This window comes from Labrenzia sp. THAF187b (genome assembly GCF_009363375.1).
GTDB lineage: Bacteria > Pseudomonadota > Alphaproteobacteria > Rhizobiales > Stappiaceae > Roseibium > Roseibium algicola.
Map to the genome: position 1 here is coordinate 2115594 of NZ_CP045344.1, position 19407 is coordinate 2135000.

A 19407-nucleotide genomic window follows, 5' to 3' on the forward strand; every position below is an offset into this window, starting at 1 on the left:
GGATAAGCCAAGTCATGGATTACAGGAATTTTGTCGGCGGGCAGTGGCTCGAAACATCCGACAGCACGCCCAACGTCAACCCGTCCGATATCAGCGATATCCTCGGCCATGCCGCGAAGGCCGGTGTCGATCAGCTGGACCAGGCCGTCGGTGCAGCGCATCAGGCAGCCCCCGGCTGGGCGGCGTCGACGCCGCAGCAACGTTTCGACGTGCTGGATTTCGTCGGGACGGAACTTCTGGCCCGCAAGGCCGAATTAGGCCGTCTGCTGTCGCGTGAGGAAGGCAAGACACTGCCGGAAGGTATTGGCGAGGTGGCGCGCGCCGGGCAGATTTTCAAATTCTTTGCCGGCGAAGCATTGCGCCTCACTGGCGACAGACTGGCATCCGTCAGGCCCGGTATCGAAGTTGACGTCACCCGGTTTCCGATCGGGGTTGTCGGGCTGATCACACCTTGGAACTTCCCGATTGCGATCCCCGCCTGGAAGATCGCTCCGGCACTTTGCTACGGCAACGCAGTCATCTTGAAACCGGCTGAGCTGGTGCCGGGTTGCGCGCATGCTCTCATCGAGATCCTGTCCCGGTCCGGCTTGCCGGAAGGTGTGGTCAACCTCGTGATGGGACGTGGCTCGCAGATTGGTCCGCGCCTGGTGGAAAGTGCGAAGGTGAAGGCGATTTCCTTTACCGGCTCGGTGCCGACGGGGCGGGGGATCGCGGCGGCCTGTGGTCAGCACCTGAAGAAGGTGCAGCTGGAAATGGGCGGCAAGAACCCGATGGTGGTTCTGGACGATGCCGACCTTGCCATCGCCGTCGAAGCTTCGCTCAACGGTGCCTTCTTCTCGACCGGCCAGCGCTGCACGGCAAGCTCGCGGCTGGTCGTGACCGAAGGCATTCACGACCGGTTCGTCGAAGCCCTTGCCGAGCGCATGCAGGCGCTGAAAGTCGGCAACGCCCTGGAAGATGGCGTGCAGATGGGGCCGGTGGTCGACGAACGGCAACTGCAGCAGAACCTTTCCTATGTCGATATCGCGGCAAAGGAAGGCGGCAAGGTGCAGGGCGGGGAACGGCTCAACCGCGACACGGAAGGTTTCTACATGGCGCCGGCGCTGGTGAGCGAAACCGACAACGCCATGCGGATCAACACCGAAGAGGTCTTCGGCCCGGTCGCATCCGTTATTCGCGTGAAGGATTACGAAGAAGCCTTGAGTGTCGCCAACGATACGGAATTCGGGTTGAGTGCTGGCATCTGTACCACGTCACTGAAGCATGCCAGCCACTTCAAGGCCAATGCCGAGGCGGGCATGGTGATGGTCAATCTGCCGACGGCAGGTGTCGATTATCACGTGCCTTTTGGCGGCACCAAAGGATCCAGCTTCGGCTCGCGCGAGCAAGGCCGTTACGCCGCTGAATTCTACACTTCGGTCAAGACTGCCTACACGCTCCCCTAAAGTGTGGCCAACGGGCAGCAAACTGCCTGCGGGGCACTTCGCCCTGCCTCGCAGGCCTTTTTGAAAGACTTTGAAAATGGCGGACGAGACCGTCCAGGATATCATCGTGATCGGCGCCGGCATCATCGGCATCAGTTCCGCGCTTGCCCTGCAGGCAAGGGGGCGGCAGGTGCTTGTGCTGGATCGACAGGCGGAAACAGCGCGCGCATCGGAGATGAACGCCGGAGCTTTCGCCTTTACCGATATCGTCCCGCTGGCAACGCCGGGCATCATGCGGAAGGCACCGAAATGGTTGCTCGATCCGCTGGGTCCGCTCTCCGTTCCGCCCACCTATGCCCTCAAGATCGCACCCTGGATGCTCCGGTTCTGGCGGTCAAGCTGGCCGGATCGCTACCAGGCGTCGATGTCGGCACAGGCCGCCTTGATGAAGCTGGCGCAGGAGGCGCTTGCCCGGCAGGTTTCGGACACCGGAGCAGCCTCCCTGATCCAGGCCGAAGGGCAGCTGCAGCTTTACGAAGGTGAAGCGGAATTCCGCGCCAGTCTGCCCGGCTGGGAGCTGCGCAAGCAACATGGCATCCGCTTCGAACTGCTTGAGAGCCCGGATGCCGTCGCCGCCATTCAGCCGGGTCTTGACCGTCGCTTCACTCATGCGGCCTTCACGCCGGACTGGACCAACACTTGTGATCCCGCCCGCTGGCTGGCGCATCTGACGTCTGTCTTCCTGCAGCGGGGCGGACAGATCGAAAGCACTGACGTTTCAGGTCTGAAGCCGAGTGAAGACGGTGTTCAGATCGAAGCTTACGATGGGGCCTGGGTTGCGAAACAGGTCGTCGTGGCCGCAGGTGCCTGGTCGCACCGCCTTGCAAAGACGATCGGCGACCGCATTCCTCTTGAGACCGAACGCGGCTACAACACGACGCTGCCGGAAGGCTCCTTTGACCTGAAAACCCACCTGACCTTTTCCGGTCACGGCTTCGTCGTTACCAAGATCAATGGCGGCGTCCGTGTCGGTGGGGCCGTCGAACTGGGTGGGCTGACGCTGCCACCGAACTTCAAGCGCGCCGACATCCTGCTGGACAAGGCCAGGCGGTTCCTGCCTGCCCTGAAGACAGACGGCGGCAAGAAATGGATGGGCTTCAGGCCCTCCATGCCCGACAGCCTGCCCGTCATCGACCGCTCACCCGGTGACCACCGGGTCGTCTATGCCTTCGGGCATGGTCACCTCGGCCTGACGCAGTCCGCAGGGACGGCGGAACTGGTCGCCAATCTCGTATCCGACACACAAAACCCCGTCGACATGGCCGCCTTTTCCGCGCGGCGCTTCTAAACTCTTTTGGAGGAGGAACTTCATGAAAATTACGGCCATCAACGTCTTTCAGGTCGACCTTCCCCTCAAAGAAGGGCGTTACAGCTGGTCCAACGGCAATTTCGTGGAAGTCTTCGACAGCACCGTTGTCGAGATCGAGACCGACGAAGGCCTCAAGGGTTATGCCGAATGCTGCCCGCTCGGGTCTGCCTATCTGCCGAGTTATGCCCTTGGGGTGCGGTCAGGACTTCAGGAACTGGCGCCCCACCTGATCGGGAAGGATCCGCTCAATATCGGTGAAATCAACCGGGTGATGGATGCTGCGCTGCGCGGTCATCCCTATGCCAAGGCGCCGATCGACATCGCCTGCTGGGACCTGCTGGGCAAGGCGACGGGCCAGCCGCTCTATACGTTGCTTGGCGGTGCAGCCCAGGACGACGTGGTGCTTTACCGGGCAATCAGCCAGGAAGCGCCGGAGATCATGGCAAAGAAGATCGAAGGTTATGCGGCCGAAGGCTATACCAAGTTCCAGCTGAAGGTCGGCGGCGATGCCAATGACGATATCGACCGCATCCACGCCACCCGCGAAGTTCTGAAGAAATCGGACCTTCTGGTGGCCGATGCCAACACCGGCTGGACCCGGCATGAAGCCGCACGCGTCGTCGGGGCAGTGTCCTCGCTTGATGTCTACATCGAGCAGCCCTGCCTCACATATGAGGAAAGCGTCTCCATTCGACGCCGGACGGCGCTGCCCTTCGTTCTGGACGAGGTGATCGACGGGCCGAACACGCTGGTGCGCGGCATTTCCGAAGACGCGATGGATTGCATTAATCTGAAGATCTCGAAGGTCGGTGGCCTGACCAAGGCCAAGCTGATGCGTGATCTCTGCATTGCCCACGGTATTCCGATGACGATCGAAGACACCTGGGGCGGGGACATTGTTACGGCGGCGATCGCCCATCTGGCGCGCTCGACCCCATCGGATTTCACTTTCTCGGCTACGGACTTCAACAGCTACGGCACGGTCGATATCGCGGAAGGCGCACCCAAGCGAGTCAATGGCCGCATGACGGCTTCCGAGCTGCCGGGCCTTGGCATCACGCCGATCTTCGATGCTTTGGGCGAACCTGTCGCTCGCTATTCCTGAACCGGCTGACCTCAAGGGCAGAGACATGCGCAGCAGCAAGACCATCCATGTGATTTCCTGCCACGCGGAAGGCGAGGTCGGCGACGTGATCGTCGGCGGTGTCGCCCTTCCGCCGGGCGAAACGCTCTGGGAACAGAGAAGCTTCATCGCGAAGGACCAGACGCTGCGCAATTTCGTGCTGAACGAACCGCGCGGCGGTGTGTTCCGTCATGTGAACCTGCTTGTTCCGCCCAAACATCCGGAGGCGGATGCCGCCTTCATCATCATGGAGCCGGAAGACACGCCGCCGATGTCAGGATCCAACTCCATCTGCGTCTCCACGGTGCTGCTTGACGGCGGTATTGTTCCGATGGTCGAACCGGTCACGAAGATGGTTCTGGAAGCACCCGGCGGACTGGTGCGGGTGAAGGCCGAATGCCGGAATGGCAAGGCGGAGCGCATCTTCGTTCAGAACGTCACCAGCTTTGCCGACAAGCTGTCGGTACCGCTGGAAGTGGAAGGCATCGGCACGCTGACGGTCGACACCGCCTATGGTGGCGACAGTTTCGTGGTCGTCGACGCCGAGGCGCTCGGGTTCGGGATCGTCGAAGACGAGGCCAAGGACATTGCCCGCCTGGGTGTCCGGATCACCAATGCAGCCAACGAACAGCTAGGCTTTTCCCATCCGGAAAATGCCGACTGGAACCACATCTCCTTCTGCGCCTTCTGCGGTCCCCTGTCGAAGACGCCGACGGGCCTCTCCGGACGGTCCGCTGTTGCCATCCAGCCGGGCAAGGTCGACCGCTCCCCAACGGGTACGGCCGTTTCTGCCCGAATGGCGCTGATGGCGGCGAAGGGGCAAATGAACGTCGGCGACACCTTCGAAGCCGTTTCCATCATCGGGTCCACCTTCACCGGCCGGATCGTATCACAACAGATGGCGGGCGACCGGGCCGGGATTGTTCCGGAAATTTCCGGGCGTGGCTGGGTCACCGGCATTCACCAACACATGCTCGACCCAAGCGACCCCTGGCCTGGCGGCTACAAGCTCAGCGACACCTGGGGTGCGTGACGGCTGAAGATTGGTGAAGCGTGAGCGCCAATATTGATCGGAGAGTTTGCCTAAAATTCAGTTCGCGGAGGGTGGCCTCAAATTGGCTCGATTGAAGCGGTAGCCGTTGGTGTGCCGTTTCCTCCGAGCAAGCAATATGCGACTTGTTAAGACACTATTTTTTGCCATCTCACTCGGTCTGTTGTTCGGACATGTCCAGGCTAAGGACTTTGATCCTCCTTCCGCGCAGGAGGTTGAAGATGCCAGATTTCAATGTGAGGAAGCGCTCTCGAAAGACTGTCTTCAAACTTTGGCACTGGGTCAAGCTCATGAGGAAGACCGGCGTACCGGTTCGAGCAAGCTGTTCAAGGCGTTCCTTTGGCGAATTTATGCAGACGACGAAATTCGCTCCGAGCAACTCAGGGATATGAGCCCCCCAACGGTGGAAACATTGCTTGATGCCGGACAATGGGCAGAAGCCGAAAAGCTATTTCTTGAATACCATAAAAGTACGATCTTTGAGTTCGGATCGCCGAGGGGAACCTTCATAAAACAAATGATACTCGCTCAACTTGAGCAGGGAGAAATCGAGCTGGCGATACAGGCTGCTGGAAGCCTTGGCGATGTTTGGAATGAGCGGCTGGAAGCTCATCTGATCATAGTGAAGCACCTGCTTGATCACGGCAATCATGAGCAGGCTCTGAAAATAGCTGACAACCTTACCCGCGATTTTCATAGAGCGGCTGTTCTGAGCGAAATCCTGGTGAGGCTCGTTTTCAGGAAGGAATTTGAGGCGGCACTCAGAGTGGCGCATTCGCTAAAAACCCTGGCGGTGGATGATCCTCATTTTTTGCCCCGTGTTCATAAGGCTTATCTCGCTATAGCGCGTGGCCAGCTGGAAGCAGGGGAAGTCACCGCCTCAACACGAACGATGGAATTGATTCCCGACCTCAACGACGCACCAGACACAGAGTTTGAAGTCTTCATAGAGTTCGCAGATTTGCTGCTAAAGCTTGGCAACCAGAAATCTGCTCAGCTTATGGCATCAAGAGCTCTTGAGGCGGCAAAGCGGACAACAGGGCCTCCCAATGATGACAAAGTTCGGCGTCTGGCCGTTGTGGGGCGCTTTCTCGTTTGGTCTGGCATCGCTGATAAAGGGCGTGGCGCCTTTGAGCAGGCTGAACAACTTCTTTTGGATCGAAGTGCCAAGGGGCTAGAGGCCCGCATGGCATTTCACGTTAACAAGGTTCTGGCCGGATCTCGTGAAGCCACGAAATCCGATCGAGAAGCCATCTACAGGATCCTTCGCACAGAGAAGACTTTTTTGAGCGATCTCTGTTGTCCGAAGTGAAGCCTTTGCTGGATGCTGGATTCGACGAGGAAATGCGTCAGGCGATCATCGCGGTTGATGCAAATGAGCGCCGATGGTCTGTTACCAACGACCTGATGTTGCCTCTAATCGAAAAACACGTTGAAGCCGGACAATTCGAACGCGCTGAACAAGTCGCTGAAAGCGCAAATACCTGGGTTGTCAGGGCAAAAGCTGTCTTCGACGTTGCCAGCAAAACTTCGACTTCAGAAGCGCGCAGGCTACTAATTGAGCTGCATGAATGGGCCAGAAACAATCGCACGATCAGGAATTTTGAATGGACACAAAGCCGAACTGGCTACGATGTTTTTCGCTTGTGCGGCATAGGTGCAAAACAGGTTCAGCTGGGGTTAGTCAACGATGCGCATGCCACGTTGAAACAGGCTTACATTCTTGCAAACAAGATGAGTTATAAAGCCAAGGCTGTGTCCTTTCTGTCTATCGCCGAAGCATTAGACGGCACTCTACCAGCCAAGTATACTCAATAAGCCACTTCAGCAGCTGGTCATCGAGAGTATGCTGGTGTGTCTCGCTTGAGATTATTTTTCTTTGCATTTTAAAGACTGTCTCTTCAGTTGCATTCACCAACACATGCTCGACACAAGCGACCCTTGGCCTGGCGGGTACAAGCTCAGCGATACCTGGGGTGCGTGATTGTCCGGTTGAGGTAACGTAGAGAATGGCTGGTCTTGTTGGGGTGTTTCCCTAGCGGGACTTGTCGTAAATATCGATGTGGTCCTACTGGCAGGCTTCCTTACGTCATTCGTCTATAAGGAAAAACGTCAAGTAAACTGAAATCCTCAACTCCATTCCTCTAAAGCGAATTTTGGAGGAAAGGAAAAATTATCAGTATCGGCCGGTTAAGACTTGTGAGTTGTGCGGGAAAGCATTCTAGTAGCGCCAAGACCCGAATATTTGCGAACGCATGATCATGGACAAATTGGCGAAAAGAGGCGTTTGCCTCATTGGTTGCGGTTTCATGGGCAAGGCTCTGGTGGAAGCCTGGCTGGCTAAGGGAATGCCTGCCGGTTCCATCTACGTGCGCGATCCCCGGCCGTCCGGCTGGCTGCAGAGCCAGGCAGGCGTCAACATCAACGAGCCTTTTCCGCAGTCTCCGGCCGCGATTGTCATCGCCACTCGTCCGCAGATCGTGGAGAAGGTTCTGGCGCCGCTCGGCTCCTTCGGTGGTGGCGAAACGGTGATCCTGTCGATTGCGGCCAGCAAACCGATTTCCGTGCTGGAAAAGCAATTCCCGGATGGAACGCCAATCATTCGCGCGATGCCCAACCTGCCGGCAACGGTCGGCTCTGCTGTCTCGACCTTTGTTGCCAACGAGGCGCTGACTGCCAGCCAGAAGGTGGAAGCTCTCAAGCTGATTGCCGCCTTCGGCTCGGTTGTCGAATTGCCGGACGAAGGCCTGCTGCCGGTGGTCACCGCCTTGTCCGGTGCGGGGCCTGCCTATGTGTTTGCCATGGCCGAGGCCTTTGCCGCGGCAGGGGCACGCCTTGGTCTGCCGGAGGACCTTGCCCACGAATTGGCCGTTCGCACAGTGGCCGGCGCCGGGCGCATGCTTGCGCAGCCGGACGCGGATGCGACCGGGTTCCGCGTCGCCGTGACGTCCAAAGGCGGCACGACCGAAGCAGGCATGCTGGAGTTCATGGCTGACGAGAACGGCATTCAGGATCTTGCCCGCCGCACGGTTGAAGCCGCTGCCGAGCGCTGCAAGGAACTTTCCGGACTGAAACCTGCCGAACAGCCCAGGACCCTGCGGCTCGTCAGGGACTAGAGGCGGTTTCCAGCAGAAGCCGTCTGGCTCTTCTGCTGGTCACTAGGCTTTCAGAACTGCGGCAATATCCGAGGTTTGCAGCCGTTGGTAAGCGGATTTGATTGTGCTGCCAAAGGCCGCTGACCCTGGCAGGTCGTCGCCGAAAACCTCCGAGAGCGACAGCATCCTGTCGACATACGCATTGCCGTCCGTTTCCTGCACAATGGTGCCAATCCTTGCGGACAGGGGGTCGTTCAACGGCAGCGAGACGCCTGTTCTTGAAACACCGCGACAATAGAGCATCCATGCGGCAACGGCGAGTGCCGATAGCGGCCAGGGGCTGTTGTCCTTCAGATGTTGCCGGATCGGTGCCAACAGTCGTTGCGGCAGTTTCTGGCTGCCGTCAGAAGCGATCTGGGTGGTCTTGTGATGAAGCGCGGTGTTTTCAAACCGGGCAATCAGGGCTTCGGCATAGGCCTTGATATCGACACCGTCCGGCACGGCCAGCGTCGGGGCCTGTTCGCTCAGCATCAGGGTGAGGGCTGCCTGCCGGAAGGCCGGATCGGCCATGCAGTCGGCAATCGTTTCCTTGTCTGCCAGCGCCCCAAGATAGGCTAGAAACGAATGGCTGCCGTTCAGCATCCGAAGTTTCATGTCTTCAAACGGTGCCACATTTTCAACGAATTCAGCACCTGCCAGATGCCAGTCCGGACGTGGACCGGCAAACCGGTCTTCAATTACCCACTGGCGGAAGGTCTCGCACAGGATACCGTTCCGGTCAGCGTGACCTAGTGCGTTCTCAAGCGTTGCGAACGAACTGTCGGTCATTGCCGGTGTGATGCGGTCGACCATGGAACAGGGGAAAGTGCAATTGCCTTCGATCCATTCTGCCAGAGCCGGGTTGAGCCGCGCGGCGAAATCCAGGACCGCACGACGGCACAGCTCGCCGTTGGCGGGAAGATTGTCGCACGACAGGATCGTCAAACCGGCGAGACCGGCTGCATGTCGCCGCCTGAGGCCTTCCACCAGCACGCCGATGGCCGTGGAAGGGGCATCTGGCGTTGCAAGGTCTCGCCGGATGCCGGGACTGTCTTCATCCAGCCTGCCGTCCTTCAGGCAATACCCTTTCTCGGTGATAGTCAGTGTGATCACGGCGAGATCCTGATCGGCGATCCGGTTCGGCAAGGCGTCGACGCCATCACGCTTGGGGTGGACCGTCGCACAGATAGCGCCGACCTGGCGCAAGAAGGGATCGTCACCGGACATCTCGCCGACAGTGAAAAGTCCGTCCGCCTCGTCAAGACCGGTGAGTTCGTCCGCACCGGAGTTGAGCCGGGCAACTGCGACGCCCCAGTCGCTTGCCGTTCGGCGTAGCATTTCGTCGTGAAACACCAGAACATGCGCCTTGGCAAAGGCACCAAAACCGATGTGCAGCAGGCGGATGCGCAGCTTTGTCCGGTCGTAGTCGACCGTATCAACCAAGTGACCGGCGCTGCTCATGACTGGCTCACCGTGAAGTCGATTGTATCGCCCGTTTTCCGCTCGGTTCCGTTGACGGTCAACGTGCCGGCACCGGCGAGCCAAAGGGTGACCTTGTCGAAGGCGGGTTGCCAGTTGCCGGATCTTTGCCAATCCAGATGGACTGAGACCCCTGTTCGGGAGAGGCAAAGCCGGGTCAAACAGCTCTCGCCAGCCAGTGCTTCTACCGTGTCACCGTCATCGTCATAAAATTGCGAGTGCCTGTCCGGTGTTCCTTCCGGCTGTGGGTAGATACGCCATGTGCGCAAGGTGTCGGAAGACGGTGTCGACCTAAGGTTTTCGGCTGCCATCGGCAGCACCGTACCGCCTCGAACGAACAGCGGAATGGTATCAAGAGCCACCGGAACGTCGATCATCTGGCCGCCTTCATGCCAGCTGCTGCCGTCAAAGGCCCACCAGCCTTCTTCGTTGGCAGGCAGCGTGACCCGCCGCGAGGTTGCGCCTTCCTCGACCACTGTCGCGACCAGAAGATCCCAGCCCAGCAGGAAGTCGAATTCAGCTTCCCGGCAGGCAGGGTCGTTCGGGTAATCCAGGAAAAGAGGCCGCAGCATCGGCTCGCCTTCGGTCACGGCACGGTGCAGCAGGCTGTAAAGATAAGGGATCAGCTGCGCCCGGAACTTCAGTGCGTTGCGCACGAGTGGCGTTATTTCCGGATACATCCAGGCTTCATTGGCGGTGCCGTCGTCGTTCCAGGAATGGATCGTGAAACGCGGATGGAAAATGCCGTTCTGAACCCAGCGCAGGAACAGCTCCGGCTCCGGCCGCGGGCCGGCAAATCCGCCGACATCGTGGCCGATGTTGTAGAAGCCGGAGAGGCTGAGGCCGAGGCCCATGGGAATATTCCAGCGCAGCGTGTCCCAGCTGGTGAAATTGTCGCCTGTCCAGGTCTGGGCGTAGCGTTGCGTGCCGGGGCAGGCGCAACGGGAAATCAGGTAAGGCCGCTTTTTCGGTTGGTGGGCAACCTGAGCCTCAAACGAGGCCCGTGTCATCAGCTGGCTGTGCAGCGGACGGATCAGATTGACCGGTATCGGTTTTCCGAAACCGGCGCAGACCGCTTCGTCGTCCCACACCTCATATTCGTTATTGTCATTCCAGGTGCAGGGAATGCCTCTGGAAAAGAGCTTTTCTTCAAGGTTCTTCTGCCACCAGCGGACGGTGTCCTCGTTGGTGAAATCTAGGTGTGAACCATAGCCGTCCCAGAAAGGTGACTGCTCGGGTGTGCCGGTTTCACTGTCGCGGATGAAGAGCTCGGCCTCGGCTGCTTCCTTGAACAGCGGGTGGTCGTCCAGAAGCACCGGCTTGATATTGGCGATGAGGTTGATGCCGGCCTCGGCATAGGCCCGGGTCATGGTCTCGGCATCGGGGAAGCGGTCGGTGTTCCAATGGAACACGTAGCGCTTGCCCTTGATGGCTGTATAGCCCGACGACATCTGGAAACTGTCGCAGGGCATGTCTTCTTCCGACAGCTTGCCAAGGAACTCCATCAGCCGTTCCTGGGCATTTTCGGAATCGGTATAGGCCATGGTCGAGCCGGAGTACCCAAGTCCCCACCGCGGCATGAAGGCGGTGCCGCCCGTCAGCCGGTGATGCTGCTTGACGATATCCAGAACGCTCGGTGCCCAGCTGAAGTAATAGTCAAGGTCACCATCGGCGGCGCGGAAGGCGCGGAAAGGCAGGTGGTAGTTGTCTTTCTCGTTGCCGAGGTCGAACCAGCAGGGAGCCAGCGTGTCGTAGTAGAGCCCGACTGCGCCGAGCCGGCCCTTGTCGGTGATGGTGAAGGGAATGTGCTTGTAGAGCGGGTCGGTGGTTTGCGCGTCGTATCCCATGGCATCGAGATTGCGCATCTCGAACCGCCTGCCGGTGCGCTCAAGGCCACCGGCCTTTTCGCCAAGACCGTAGTATCGCTCATCCGGGTTTCGCCGCATGAAATGATGATTGCGATGGTCGCGGCGCCCGATCATGTAGGCGTCCTGGGGCCGGTCGCGGGCGATCTCCTGCCAGGGTTCGCCGGCAGCGGGCCGGCTTTCCCAAACGAAGGCAAGCGGGGTATTGATGGTCAGGCGCAGGTTTTCCGTTTCCAGGACAAGCCTGCCGTCCTGCTCTTCCAGCACGAAGCCGGGGCAGGAAAAGCCTGCAAGGTCGTCCCGCGCACGGCCGTCGAACGGCACGTCGCCTTCCGGTGCGATGGCCCAGGTCCGGTCCAGACGGTAGGTTCCGTCCTTGAGCAGAACAACGCGGATGAGCGCATTTTCGAGAACCTTGACCACCAGGCGGTGCCGGTTCTCGACTTCAAGTGCGATCCCGGCGCTGGAGCGGCCCAGGTAACGCCAGTTTTTGAGGGCTTTCATGACAGATCCTAGTAGCCGAGGAGAACGCGCGGCAGGAACAGGCTGAGGGCAGGCACGTAAGTGACCAGCAGCAGGAGAGCGACCAGCACCGCGTAGAAGCCGAGCATGGGTTTGAGTACCTGGCCAATCTTCACCCCGCCGACCGAGCAGCCGACAAAGAGTGCTGACCCCACGGGCGGTGTACAGATGCCGATACACAGGTTGAAGGTCATGACGACGCCGAAATGCACCGGGTCCATGCCGAGATCTTCCACCACCGGCAGGAAGATGGGGGTGAAGATCAGCAATGCGGGCGTCATGTCCATGAAGGTGCCAACCACTAGCAGCGCCAGGTTGATGATCAGCAGCAGGACGAGCGGATTTTCAGAAAGGCTCAGCAGCGTGTCGGAGATCGAATAGGGGATATCCGCAAAGGCCATCGCTTTCGACATGGCGATGGAACAGCCGATCATCAGCAGCACGATGGACGTTGTCACCGCGCTTTCCAGGATGATGCCCGGAAGTTCGCGCGGCGAGATTTCCCTGTACCAGATCACGCCAAGAAAGAGCGTGTAGACAACGGCAACGGCTGAAGCTTCGGTTGCCGTGAAGATGCCGCCGATGATGCCGCCCATGACGATCACGATCAGGCCAAGCGGCAGCATGGCGTCCAGCGTCTTGGCGATAACTTCCTGGATGCTGGGCCGTTCGGCAACCGGGTATCCCCTGCGCTTGGCAATGATGCCGGCGACGACCATCAAGCTGAGCCCCATCAGGATGCCCGGAATGTATCCGGCAACGAACAGGGCCGCGATGGAGGTGCCGTTGGTAATCAGCGAATAGACGATGAAGGTTGCGCTCGGCGGGATCAAAAGGCCGGTCGGGCAGGAGGCGATGTTGACCGCCGCGCTGAACGCCGGATCGTAGCCTTCCTTCTTCTGAAGCGGAGACATCACGCCGCCGACAGCGGCGGCCGAGGCAACGGCGGAGCCCGAGATGGAGCCGAACATCATGTTGGCGATGACGTTGCAGTGGGCAAGCGCGCCGGGCAGGCGGCCGGCCAAAACCTTGGCGAACTCGATCAGGCGCATGGCGATGCCGCCCCGGTTCATGATGTTGCCTGCCAGAATGAAGAACGGAATGGCCAGCAGGGTGAAGCTGTCGAGACCGGAGGCGACCTGCTGCGCGACGATATAGACCGACTGGTCGAACGACATGAACAGCAGGAAGGTGGCGAAAGCTGCAAGACCGATGGCGAAGGCGATCGGTACGCCCAGGATCATCAGAAAAGCGAATGTCCCGAACAGGACGAGGACAGATTGGATATCCATGAAGTTACTCGTTCCCGGTCAGGTTTCAGTCCAGAGGGCCGCCGACGCTGGCGGTGCCTTCCTGCTCGTTCGGGCCGCGGCCAGTGCGAAAGAGGTCGGCCAGAAATGTCAGGCAGTAGTAGAGAATGCAGAGCCCGGAGAACGGGATCGCGATATAAACGAGGCCCATGGGAAGGCGCAGCGCCGGGGATACCTGCTGGGTTTCCAGTGTCCGGCTGACCAGGTCGAGGCCGCCGTAAACCATCACGACCCCTGCAAAGAGTGCAATGGCGGCAATGATGCCGACATTGACCAGAAGGCGCAGGATGCCGGTGGTGATGACGGGCAGCAGGTCGATGGCAAGGTGTCGTCGCTGGCCGAAGGTGTAAGCCCCGCCCAGCAGAGCAACCCAGATGAACAGGAAACGGGCCATTTCGTCTGTCACCGTGCTCGGGCTTTGCAGCACGTAGCGCGAGACGACCTGCCAGACGACACAGGCAACCAGGACGGCGAAGGCGATGGTGATGACGAGACGCAGGACCATGTCCACGCCTCTGGTGATGACTGTCACGATATTCCTCCCGCGCAGGCCTCGTTCTTGCCGCGGCAACAGGCGCGGCGTGGGCTCCGACACATTAAGACATGCGTCAGGAAATTAAATTGGTCAACCAATTTTCCAAAAAAGGTTGACTGATTTTGAAAATTGGACGAACAATTCCTCATCCGCGGCGGTCTGGCCTTGCAAGTCCCGCGGCCAACCGATCCGTTCCGGCACGGAACGCAAGTCCTGCGGCCAAGGCTGCAATTGGGAGGAAATCATGTCGAAATTCGTTAAGCTGGCGGCTGTTCTTGCCGCGGGCGTCGTCGCTCTGGGTTCTGCCGCCAGCGCCAAGACGCTGCGCCTCAACCACAACAACCCGGAAGACCATCCGCTGCACAAGTCGATGCAGTTCATGGCCGAACGCGTTGAAGAGCTGACAGACGGCGATCTGAAAATCCGCATCTATGCCAATGCCCAGCTTGGCACCCAGCGTGAATCCATGGAGCTGATGCAGAACGGTTCCCTGGACATGGCCCGTTCCAACGCATCCGAGCTGGAGGCCTTCGAGGAATCCTACGGTGCGCTCAACCTGCCCTACATCTTCGTCAGTGCCGACCACTACTACGACGTTCTGACCAATGACATCGGCGCGGACATTCTTGCCTCGTCCGAGGACAAGGGCTTCATCGGCCTTGCCTATTACATCGAGGGCGCCCGTTCCTTCTACGCCAACAAGGCGATCCACTCCCCGGCCGACCTGAAAGGCATGAAGATCCGCGTTCAGCCGAGCCCGTCCGCGATTCGCATGGTTGAGCTGCTCGGTGCCAATCCGACCCCGATTGCCTGGGGCGAGCTTTACAGCGCCCTGCAGCAGGGTGTTGTCGATGGCGCTGAAAACAACCCGATCGCGCTTACGTCCGCCCGTCATGGCGAGGTTTCCAAGTTTTATTCCGACGACGGTCACACCATGATCCCGTCCGTCGTGATGATTTCCACCAGCTCCTGGAACGATCTGACAGACGAGCAGAAGGAAGCCATGCGCACGGCCGCACGTGAATCCATGGATTTCCACCGCGAGCAGTGGGACGCTATGAGTGCGGAAGCGGTCGAGACCGCGAAGAGCGAACTCGGCGTGGAATTCGTCGAAGTGGAAAAGGGCCCGTTCATCGAAGCGGTCCTGCCGATGCACGAAGAAGCGGCGGCCAAGTCTCCGGTCGTTGCCGACCTGATCAAGCGCATCAAGGCAGCTGCACAATAACATCTGAAAACACCTGAAAGTCCTGCCGGAGACCTGACCGATGCTCGAACGCTCCCATCTCGCCGACAACGCCTTGCAGGCGCTGCATGACGAAGACTATGACGTGCCCTTCAACACGCAGTCCTTGTGTCATGACGGCCTGATCTTCATGGGTGGGCGGGCATCGGAAAGCCTTGATGGCGACTGGACGTTCTGTGTCGATCTGCTCGACACCGGCCTCCGGCAGAAATGGTTTGCCATGCTGCCGGAGGCACCGGAGAACCGCACTGAACCCTGGGACTATGATCCCTACATGGGGGAAACAGTGCCGGTTCCGTCCAACTGGGCGACGATTAAGGAGAAGTGGTACTTCTTCGAAGGCAGCGCCTGGTACACGCGGGCTCTCGACATCGAGACGGTGGACAGTTCCAAACGCCAGTTTCTGAGGTTCGGTGCCGCGAGCTACGACTGCAAGATCTTCCTGAACGGCGAGTTCCTTGGCAACCACTACGGTGCGTCGACACCTTTCTGCGTCGAGCTTACGGGCAAACTGAAGACCGGTCGTAACTGGATCATGGCCTGCGTCAACAACACCCGGACACGCGACCGGGTGCCGATGCGCAATACCGACTGGTTCAACTACGGTGGTCTCTATCGGGAAGTCTCATTCTTCGAAACACCGAAGACCCTTATCAAGGACTTCTTTCTCTACCTTGTGCCGGACGGCACGTATTCCACGCTGCGGGCCGAAGTCACCGTCGACGGTGTGCCGGCTGGTGCTGTGACCCTTTCCATTCCCGGGCTTGGCATTGAAAAAGAAATAGTGCTGGATGCGGACGGCAAGGGAACGCTCGACATTTCATCCCGGCCGCAACTATGGAGCCCGGAAGCGCCCGTCCTTTATGATGTCAGCGTCACCTGCGGCGAAGACCGTGTGTGCGACCGGATCGGTTTTCGGCAGATCGAGCGCCGCGGCACGGATATTCTGCTGAACGGGGCACCTCTGTTCCTTCGCGGGATTTCCGTCCACGAGGACGATGCAATCCTCGGCAAGGTGACAAATGAGGATGATTTGCGCCGCCGCTTTGCCCATGCGCGCGAACTCGGCTGCAACTATCTGCGTCTTGCACATTATCCGCATCACGAGCGGGCGGCTCAGATTGCTGATGAACTCGGCTTCTTGCTGTGGGAGGAAATCCCGGTCTACTGGGCCATCGATTTCGCCAATCCGGCAACCTATCGCGACGCTGAAAACCAGTTGTCGGAACTGATCAAGCGGGATCGCAACCGGGCAAGTGTCGTTATCTGGTCCGTCGGAAACGAGAATCCTGACACGGATGCCCGGCTTACCTTCATGAAAGGCCTTGCCGAAACCTGCAAACGTCTCGATCCGACCCGGCTGACTTCCGCAGCCTGTCTGGTGAACCACGCCCGGAACCGGATTGAGGACAGGCTCGCGGCGCATATCGATATCATCGGCCTCAACGAATATTACGGATGGTATGAAGAGAATTTCGATGACCTTGCCGCGATCGGGGAGAACTCGGACCCGGACCGTCCGGTGGTGATTTCGGAAACGGGTGCTGACGGCGTTATCGGTGAGAAAGGTCCGAAGTCTGGCCTCTTCAGCGAAGATTACATGGCCGAAGTCTACACCAGACAGATCGCAACTCTGCGCGAACTTGGATATATCAAAGGCATGTCGCCGTGGATACTTTACGATTTTCGTGTTGAACGGCGCCAAAATATTTTCCAGAACGGCTATAACCACAAGGGGCTGATTGCCGCCGACAAGAAAACCAAGAAAAAAGCATTCCATATCCTGGCCGACTATTATCGCGAGATTGCAGCTGCCGGGGAGGGTGCAAGGAAGGCCTCATGACCAGCGATGCTGCAAAGCGCCGGTACCAGGAAATTGCCGAACTTCTCGCAAGGCGTATCGAGGAGGAGGGCTACAGGCCCGGCGACAAGTTTCCGACCGAGCGACAGATTTCGGTCGAACTCGGTATCAGCCGTTCTCTGGTGCGCGAAGCTTTCATTGTTCTTGAAATCGAAGGTTACCTCGATGTGCGCAAGGGGTCCGGCAGCTATGTCGCCGCCGGCGAGAAGATTTCGCTACATATTCCGAAAGCAGACTACGGCCCCTTCGAATTGCTGCAGGCCCGCCAACTCCTGGAAAGCAGCATTGCCGGCTTTGCCGCCACCACGATCACCAAAAGCGACATCATTCATCTGCGTGAGACGCTCGATCTGGAGCGCAGGGCGATCGAGCACGGTGAGGAAGATTACACCGCCGACCGGCAGTTCCACCGGCAGATCGCCGAGGCAACCCAGAACTGTGTTCTGGTGGACCAGGTGGAAGACCTCTGGAACAAGCGTGAAAACAGTTCCATGTGGGCTCGGCTGCATGACCGCATCTTCGATCTCAGCTACCGGGCCAAATGGCTGGATGATCACGCCGAAATTCTGGAGGCATTGCGCCACCGTAACTCCGAGAAGGCGCGCCTTGCCATGTGGCAGCACCTGGAAAACGTTCGCCTGACCCTGCTCGAGCTTTCCGACGTCGGCGACCCTGATTTCGACGGTTACCTTTATACCCCGGCACAGGCCGCACCCTGAGCGCCGGGCCTCATGTGCGCCAGACGCAAGACCCCAAACACAAAACGCTGCAGCGATAACAACAAGAAAGACTTCAGGCGATGATCGAAAGCTGGCGCTGGTTCGGACCGCAGGACCCCATCTCCCTGAGGGATATCCGCCAGACAGGTGCACGCGGCATCGTCACCGCCCTGCATGACATTCCCAACGGCACCTTCTGGCCGGAAGAGGAAATCGCTTCCCGCCGTCGCATGATCGAGACAGCCGGCCTGGAATGGGTCGTCACCGAGAGCATCCCGGTGCATGAGGACATCAAGACCGGGGCGCCCGGATGGGAAAAGTGGGCGGTAAACTGGGCGGAGACGGTTCGCGCGCTGGCACGTCAGGGCATCAAAACGATCTGCTACAATTTCATGCCCGTGCTGGACTGGACCCGGACGGATCTCGACTACGAACTGGAAGACGGTGCAACCGCCCTGCGGTTCGAGTTCGCCGCCTATGCCGCTTTCGATCTGTTCATCCTGAAACGTGAGGGCGCTGAGGCTGACTATGATGCCGCCGATATAGCGCTCGCCGAGGAACGCTTTGCCCGGATGTCCATCGAGGAGCGGGACAGGCTGACCGCCAATATCATTGCAGGACTGCCCGGTTCGGAAGAAAGCTACACGCTGGAGACATTCCGGGACCGCCTCGCGTCTTATCGCGGTATCGGTCGGGAAGAGCTTTTCCGGAACCTTCAGAACTTCCTTGAAATCGTCGTGCCGGCCGCCCAGGAGGAGGGTGCCGTACTGGCCATCCATCCGGATGATCCGCCGAGGTCTCTCTTCGGTTTGCCGCGAATTGTCGGGTCGATCGGTGATCTGCAGCGAATTGCCGGCATGAACCCGTCAATGGCAAACGGCTTTACCGTCTGCTCCGGGTCGCTTGGTGTCAGCGCCGGCAACAATATTCCCGAAATCATCGATGCATTGGGTGAGCGGATCCATTTTGCCCATCTGAGGGCAACCAGGCGCGAGCAGGATCCCCGCAGTTTCCGCGAAGATGCGCATCTTGAGGGCGACGTCGATATGGTCGCCATCATTCGCGCATTGCGGCGCATGGAACGACAAACGGGTAAGTGGATCCCGATGCGGCCGGATCATGGGCATCGCATATTGAACGATCTCAGCGGAACTTCGACGCCCGGGTATCCGGCGATCGGCCGGTTGCGGGGACTGGCGGAGCTGCGCGGTGTGACCCGGGCGGTTGATATTCTGGATCCAGTCGAAGCGGCGGCTGAATAGGTCATTCGGGCAAGGCAACAACCTTGACCGGGCGCGGTATCCGATTACATCCATCTGCTGAGAAACTTCACGGCAATGGCGATGGAACCGGTCATGCCCGAGATCCCGGAGACCTGAATGGAAAAGAATGTCGATTACCTTGTAGAGGACGGGCACGATGTCATCCTCATCGAAGGACTGAAAGTCGCGACGCAGATCGGCATTCTGGACAGCGAGAAAAACCGGACACAAACCGTCTGCTTCGATATCGAAATGCAGACCGTTACCGGCTATCGCCGGATCGTGCGCGAAACGGGTGCGTTTGTTTCCTATGCCGACGCGGTCGAATTCATTCTGCAAAAGGCAGCCTCCGGCGGTCATATCGACCTGGTCGAGGATTGGGCTGAAGCCGTTGCGGAATTCGTTTTGACGAATGAGCTGGTTGAAGGCGTCAGCGTGAAGGTCACCAAGCCGGATATCTTCGAGGAAGCCGAGGGCGTCGGCATTCGCATCAAGCGCCGCCGGCCGTCC

16 protein-coding genes (1 of these 16 cut by a window edge) are annotated in these 19407 nt (G+C 59.1%); 12 read left to right on the forward strand and 4 right to left on the reverse strand.

Annotation, left to right across the window (positions count from 1 at the left end; genetic code table 11):
- Positions 1-14 precede the first annotated feature (14 nt).
- The 7 genes from FIV03_RS09820 (at position 15) to FIV03_RS09850 (ending at position 8083) form a co-directional block, all read left to right on the forward strand.
- Complete coding sequence (locus FIV03_RS09820; RefSeq protein ID WP_152509431.1) at positions 15-1445, forward strand: aldehyde dehydrogenase family protein; 1431 nt, start codon at positions 15-17, stop codon at positions 1443-1445.
- Between the two features lie 76 nt (positions 1446-1521).
- A complete protein-coding gene (locus FIV03_RS09825; RefSeq protein ID WP_152509432.1) occupies positions 1522-2772 on the forward strand; it encodes an FAD-binding oxidoreductase in 1251 nt (416 codons plus the stop codon).
- Between the two features lie 22 nt (positions 2773-2794).
- On the forward strand, positions 2795-3898 hold the full coding sequence (locus FIV03_RS09830; protein WP_152509433.1) for a cis-3-hydroxy-L-proline dehydratase: 1104 nt from the start codon (positions 2795-2797) through the stop codon (positions 3896-3898).
- 25 nt (positions 3899-3923) lie between these two features.
- The gene (locus FIV03_RS09835; protein ID WP_152509434.1) at positions 3924-4949 is read left to right on the forward strand and encodes a proline racemase family protein; all 1026 of its coding nucleotides are present in this window, start codon (positions 3924-3926) and stop codon (positions 4947-4949) included.
- 136 nt (positions 4950-5085) lie between these two features.
- Positions 5086-6279, forward strand: a complete 1194-nt coding sequence (locus tag FIV03_RS09840) for a hypothetical protein (protein WP_152509435.1) — start codon at positions 5086-5088, stop codon at positions 6277-6279.
- Positions 6267-6785 (forward strand): hypothetical protein, encoded by a 519-nt coding sequence (locus tag FIV03_RS09845; RefSeq protein WP_152509436.1) that lies wholly within the window; start codon positions 6267-6269, stop codon positions 6783-6785. Before FIV03_RS09840 ends, FIV03_RS09845 begins: the two co-directional genes overlap by 13 nt.
- 443 nt (positions 6786-7228) lie before the next feature.
- Complete coding sequence (locus FIV03_RS09850; protein WP_173013819.1) at positions 7229-8083, forward strand: pyrroline-5-carboxylate reductase; 855 nt, start codon at positions 7229-7231, stop codon at positions 8081-8083.
- Between the two features lie 42 nt (positions 8084-8125).
- Here FIV03_RS09850 and FIV03_RS09855 read toward each other — a convergent pair whose 3' ends face one another.
- The 4 genes from FIV03_RS09855 to FIV03_RS09870 are packed head-to-tail and all read right to left on the reverse strand — an operon-like array spanning position 8126 to position 13809.
- On the reverse strand, positions 8126-9562 hold the full coding sequence (locus tag FIV03_RS09855; RefSeq protein ID WP_152509438.1) for a mannitol dehydrogenase family protein: 1437 nt from the start codon (positions 9560-9562) through the stop codon (positions 8126-8128).
- Positions 9559-11949, reverse strand: a complete 2391-nt coding sequence (locus FIV03_RS09860) for a TIM-barrel domain-containing protein (RefSeq protein ID WP_152509439.1) — start codon at positions 11947-11949, stop codon at positions 9559-9561. The genes FIV03_RS09855 and FIV03_RS09860 overlap by 4 nt, the downstream gene beginning before the upstream one ends.
- 8 nt (positions 11950-11957) lie before the next feature.
- Positions 11958-13259 (reverse strand): TRAP transporter large permease, encoded by a 1302-nt coding sequence (locus FIV03_RS09865; protein WP_152509440.1) that lies wholly within the window; start codon positions 13257-13259, stop codon positions 11958-11960.
- A 25-nt stretch (positions 13260-13284) separates the two neighbouring features.
- Positions 13285-13809, reverse strand: a complete 525-nt coding sequence (locus FIV03_RS09870; RefSeq protein ID WP_088665207.1) for a TRAP transporter small permease — start codon at positions 13807-13809, stop codon at positions 13285-13287.
- Positions 13810-14056: 247 nt separating this feature from the next.
- Between FIV03_RS09870 and FIV03_RS09875 the strand changes: the two genes are divergently transcribed.
- The 5 genes from FIV03_RS09875 to FIV03_RS09895 all read left to right on the forward strand — a co-directional run.
- On the forward strand, positions 14057-15037 hold the full coding sequence (locus FIV03_RS09875; RefSeq protein WP_031269012.1) for a TRAP transporter substrate-binding protein: 981 nt from the start codon (positions 14057-14059) through the stop codon (positions 15035-15037).
- A 40-nt stretch (positions 15038-15077) separates the two neighbouring features.
- Positions 15078-16898 carry a glycoside hydrolase family 2 TIM barrel-domain containing protein gene (locus FIV03_RS09880; RefSeq protein WP_152509441.1) on the forward strand — a complete coding sequence of 607 codons (1821 nt, stop codon included), beginning with the start codon at positions 15078-15080 and terminating at the stop codon, positions 16896-16898.
- Positions 16895-17635 carry an FCD domain-containing protein gene (locus FIV03_RS09885; protein WP_152509442.1) on the forward strand — a complete coding sequence of 247 codons (741 nt, stop codon included), beginning with the start codon at positions 16895-16897 and terminating at the stop codon, positions 17633-17635. The genes FIV03_RS09880 and FIV03_RS09885 overlap by 4 nt, the downstream gene beginning before the upstream one ends.
- An 80-nt stretch (positions 17636-17715) precedes the next feature.
- Complete coding sequence (gene uxuA, locus FIV03_RS09890) at positions 17716-18897, forward strand: mannonate dehydratase (RefSeq protein ID WP_152509443.1); 1182 nt, start codon at positions 17716-17718, stop codon at positions 18895-18897.
- 117 nt (positions 18898-19014) lie between these two features.
- Positions 19015-19407, forward strand: partial view of a dihydroneopterin aldolase gene (locus FIV03_RS09895; RefSeq protein ID WP_152509444.1) — the 5' portion only. It continues 6 nt past the right edge of the window; 393 of the gene's 399 nt are visible here — the first part of the coding sequence; it begins with the start codon at positions 19015-19017; its stop codon lies beyond the right edge, outside the window.

Coding starts and splice junctions, on each gene's coding strand:
- uxuA (WP_152509443.1), top strand. CDS start 17,716: ATGATCGAAAGCTGGCGCTGGTTCGGACCGCAGGACCCCATCTCCCTG.
- FIV03_RS09830 (WP_152509433.1), top strand. CDS start 2,795: ATGAAAATTACGGCCATCAACGTCTTTCAGGTCGACCTTCCCCTCAAA.
- FIV03_RS09835 (WP_152509434.1), top strand. CDS start 3,924: ATGCGCAGCAGCAAGACCATCCATGTGATTTCCTGCCACGCGGAAGGC.
- FIV03_RS09865 (WP_152509440.1), bottom strand. CDS start 13,259: ATGGATATCCAATCTGTCCTCGTCCTGTTCGGGACATTCGCTTTTCTG.
- FIV03_RS09880 (WP_152509441.1), top strand. CDS start 15,078: ATGCTCGAACGCTCCCATCTCGCCGACAACGCCTTGCAGGCGCTGCAT.
- FIV03_RS09840 (WP_152509435.1), top strand. CDS start 5,086: ATGCGACTTGTTAAGACACTATTTTTTGCCATCTCACTCGGTCTGTTG.
- FIV03_RS09885 (WP_152509442.1), top strand. CDS start 16,895: ATGACCAGCGATGCTGCAAAGCGCCGGTACCAGGAAATTGCCGAACTT.
- FIV03_RS09855 (WP_152509438.1), bottom strand. CDS start 9,562: ATGAGCAGCGCCGGTCACTTGGTTGATACGGTCGACTACGACCGGACA.
- FIV03_RS09875 (WP_031269012.1), top strand. CDS start 14,057: ATGTCGAAATTCGTTAAGCTGGCGGCTGTTCTTGCCGCGGGCGTCGTC.
- FIV03_RS09850 (WP_173013819.1), top strand. CDS start 7,229: ATGGACAAATTGGCGAAAAGAGGCGTTTGCCTCATTGGTTGCGGTTTC.
- FIV03_RS09825 (WP_152509432.1), top strand. CDS start 1,522: ATGGCGGACGAGACCGTCCAGGATATCATCGTGATCGGCGCCGGCATC.
- FIV03_RS09820 (WP_152509431.1), top strand. CDS start 15: ATGGATTACAGGAATTTTGTCGGCGGGCAGTGGCTCGAAACATCCGAC.
- FIV03_RS09860 (WP_152509439.1), bottom strand. CDS start 11,949: ATGAAAGCCCTCAAAAACTGGCGTTACCTGGGCCGCTCCAGCGCCGGG.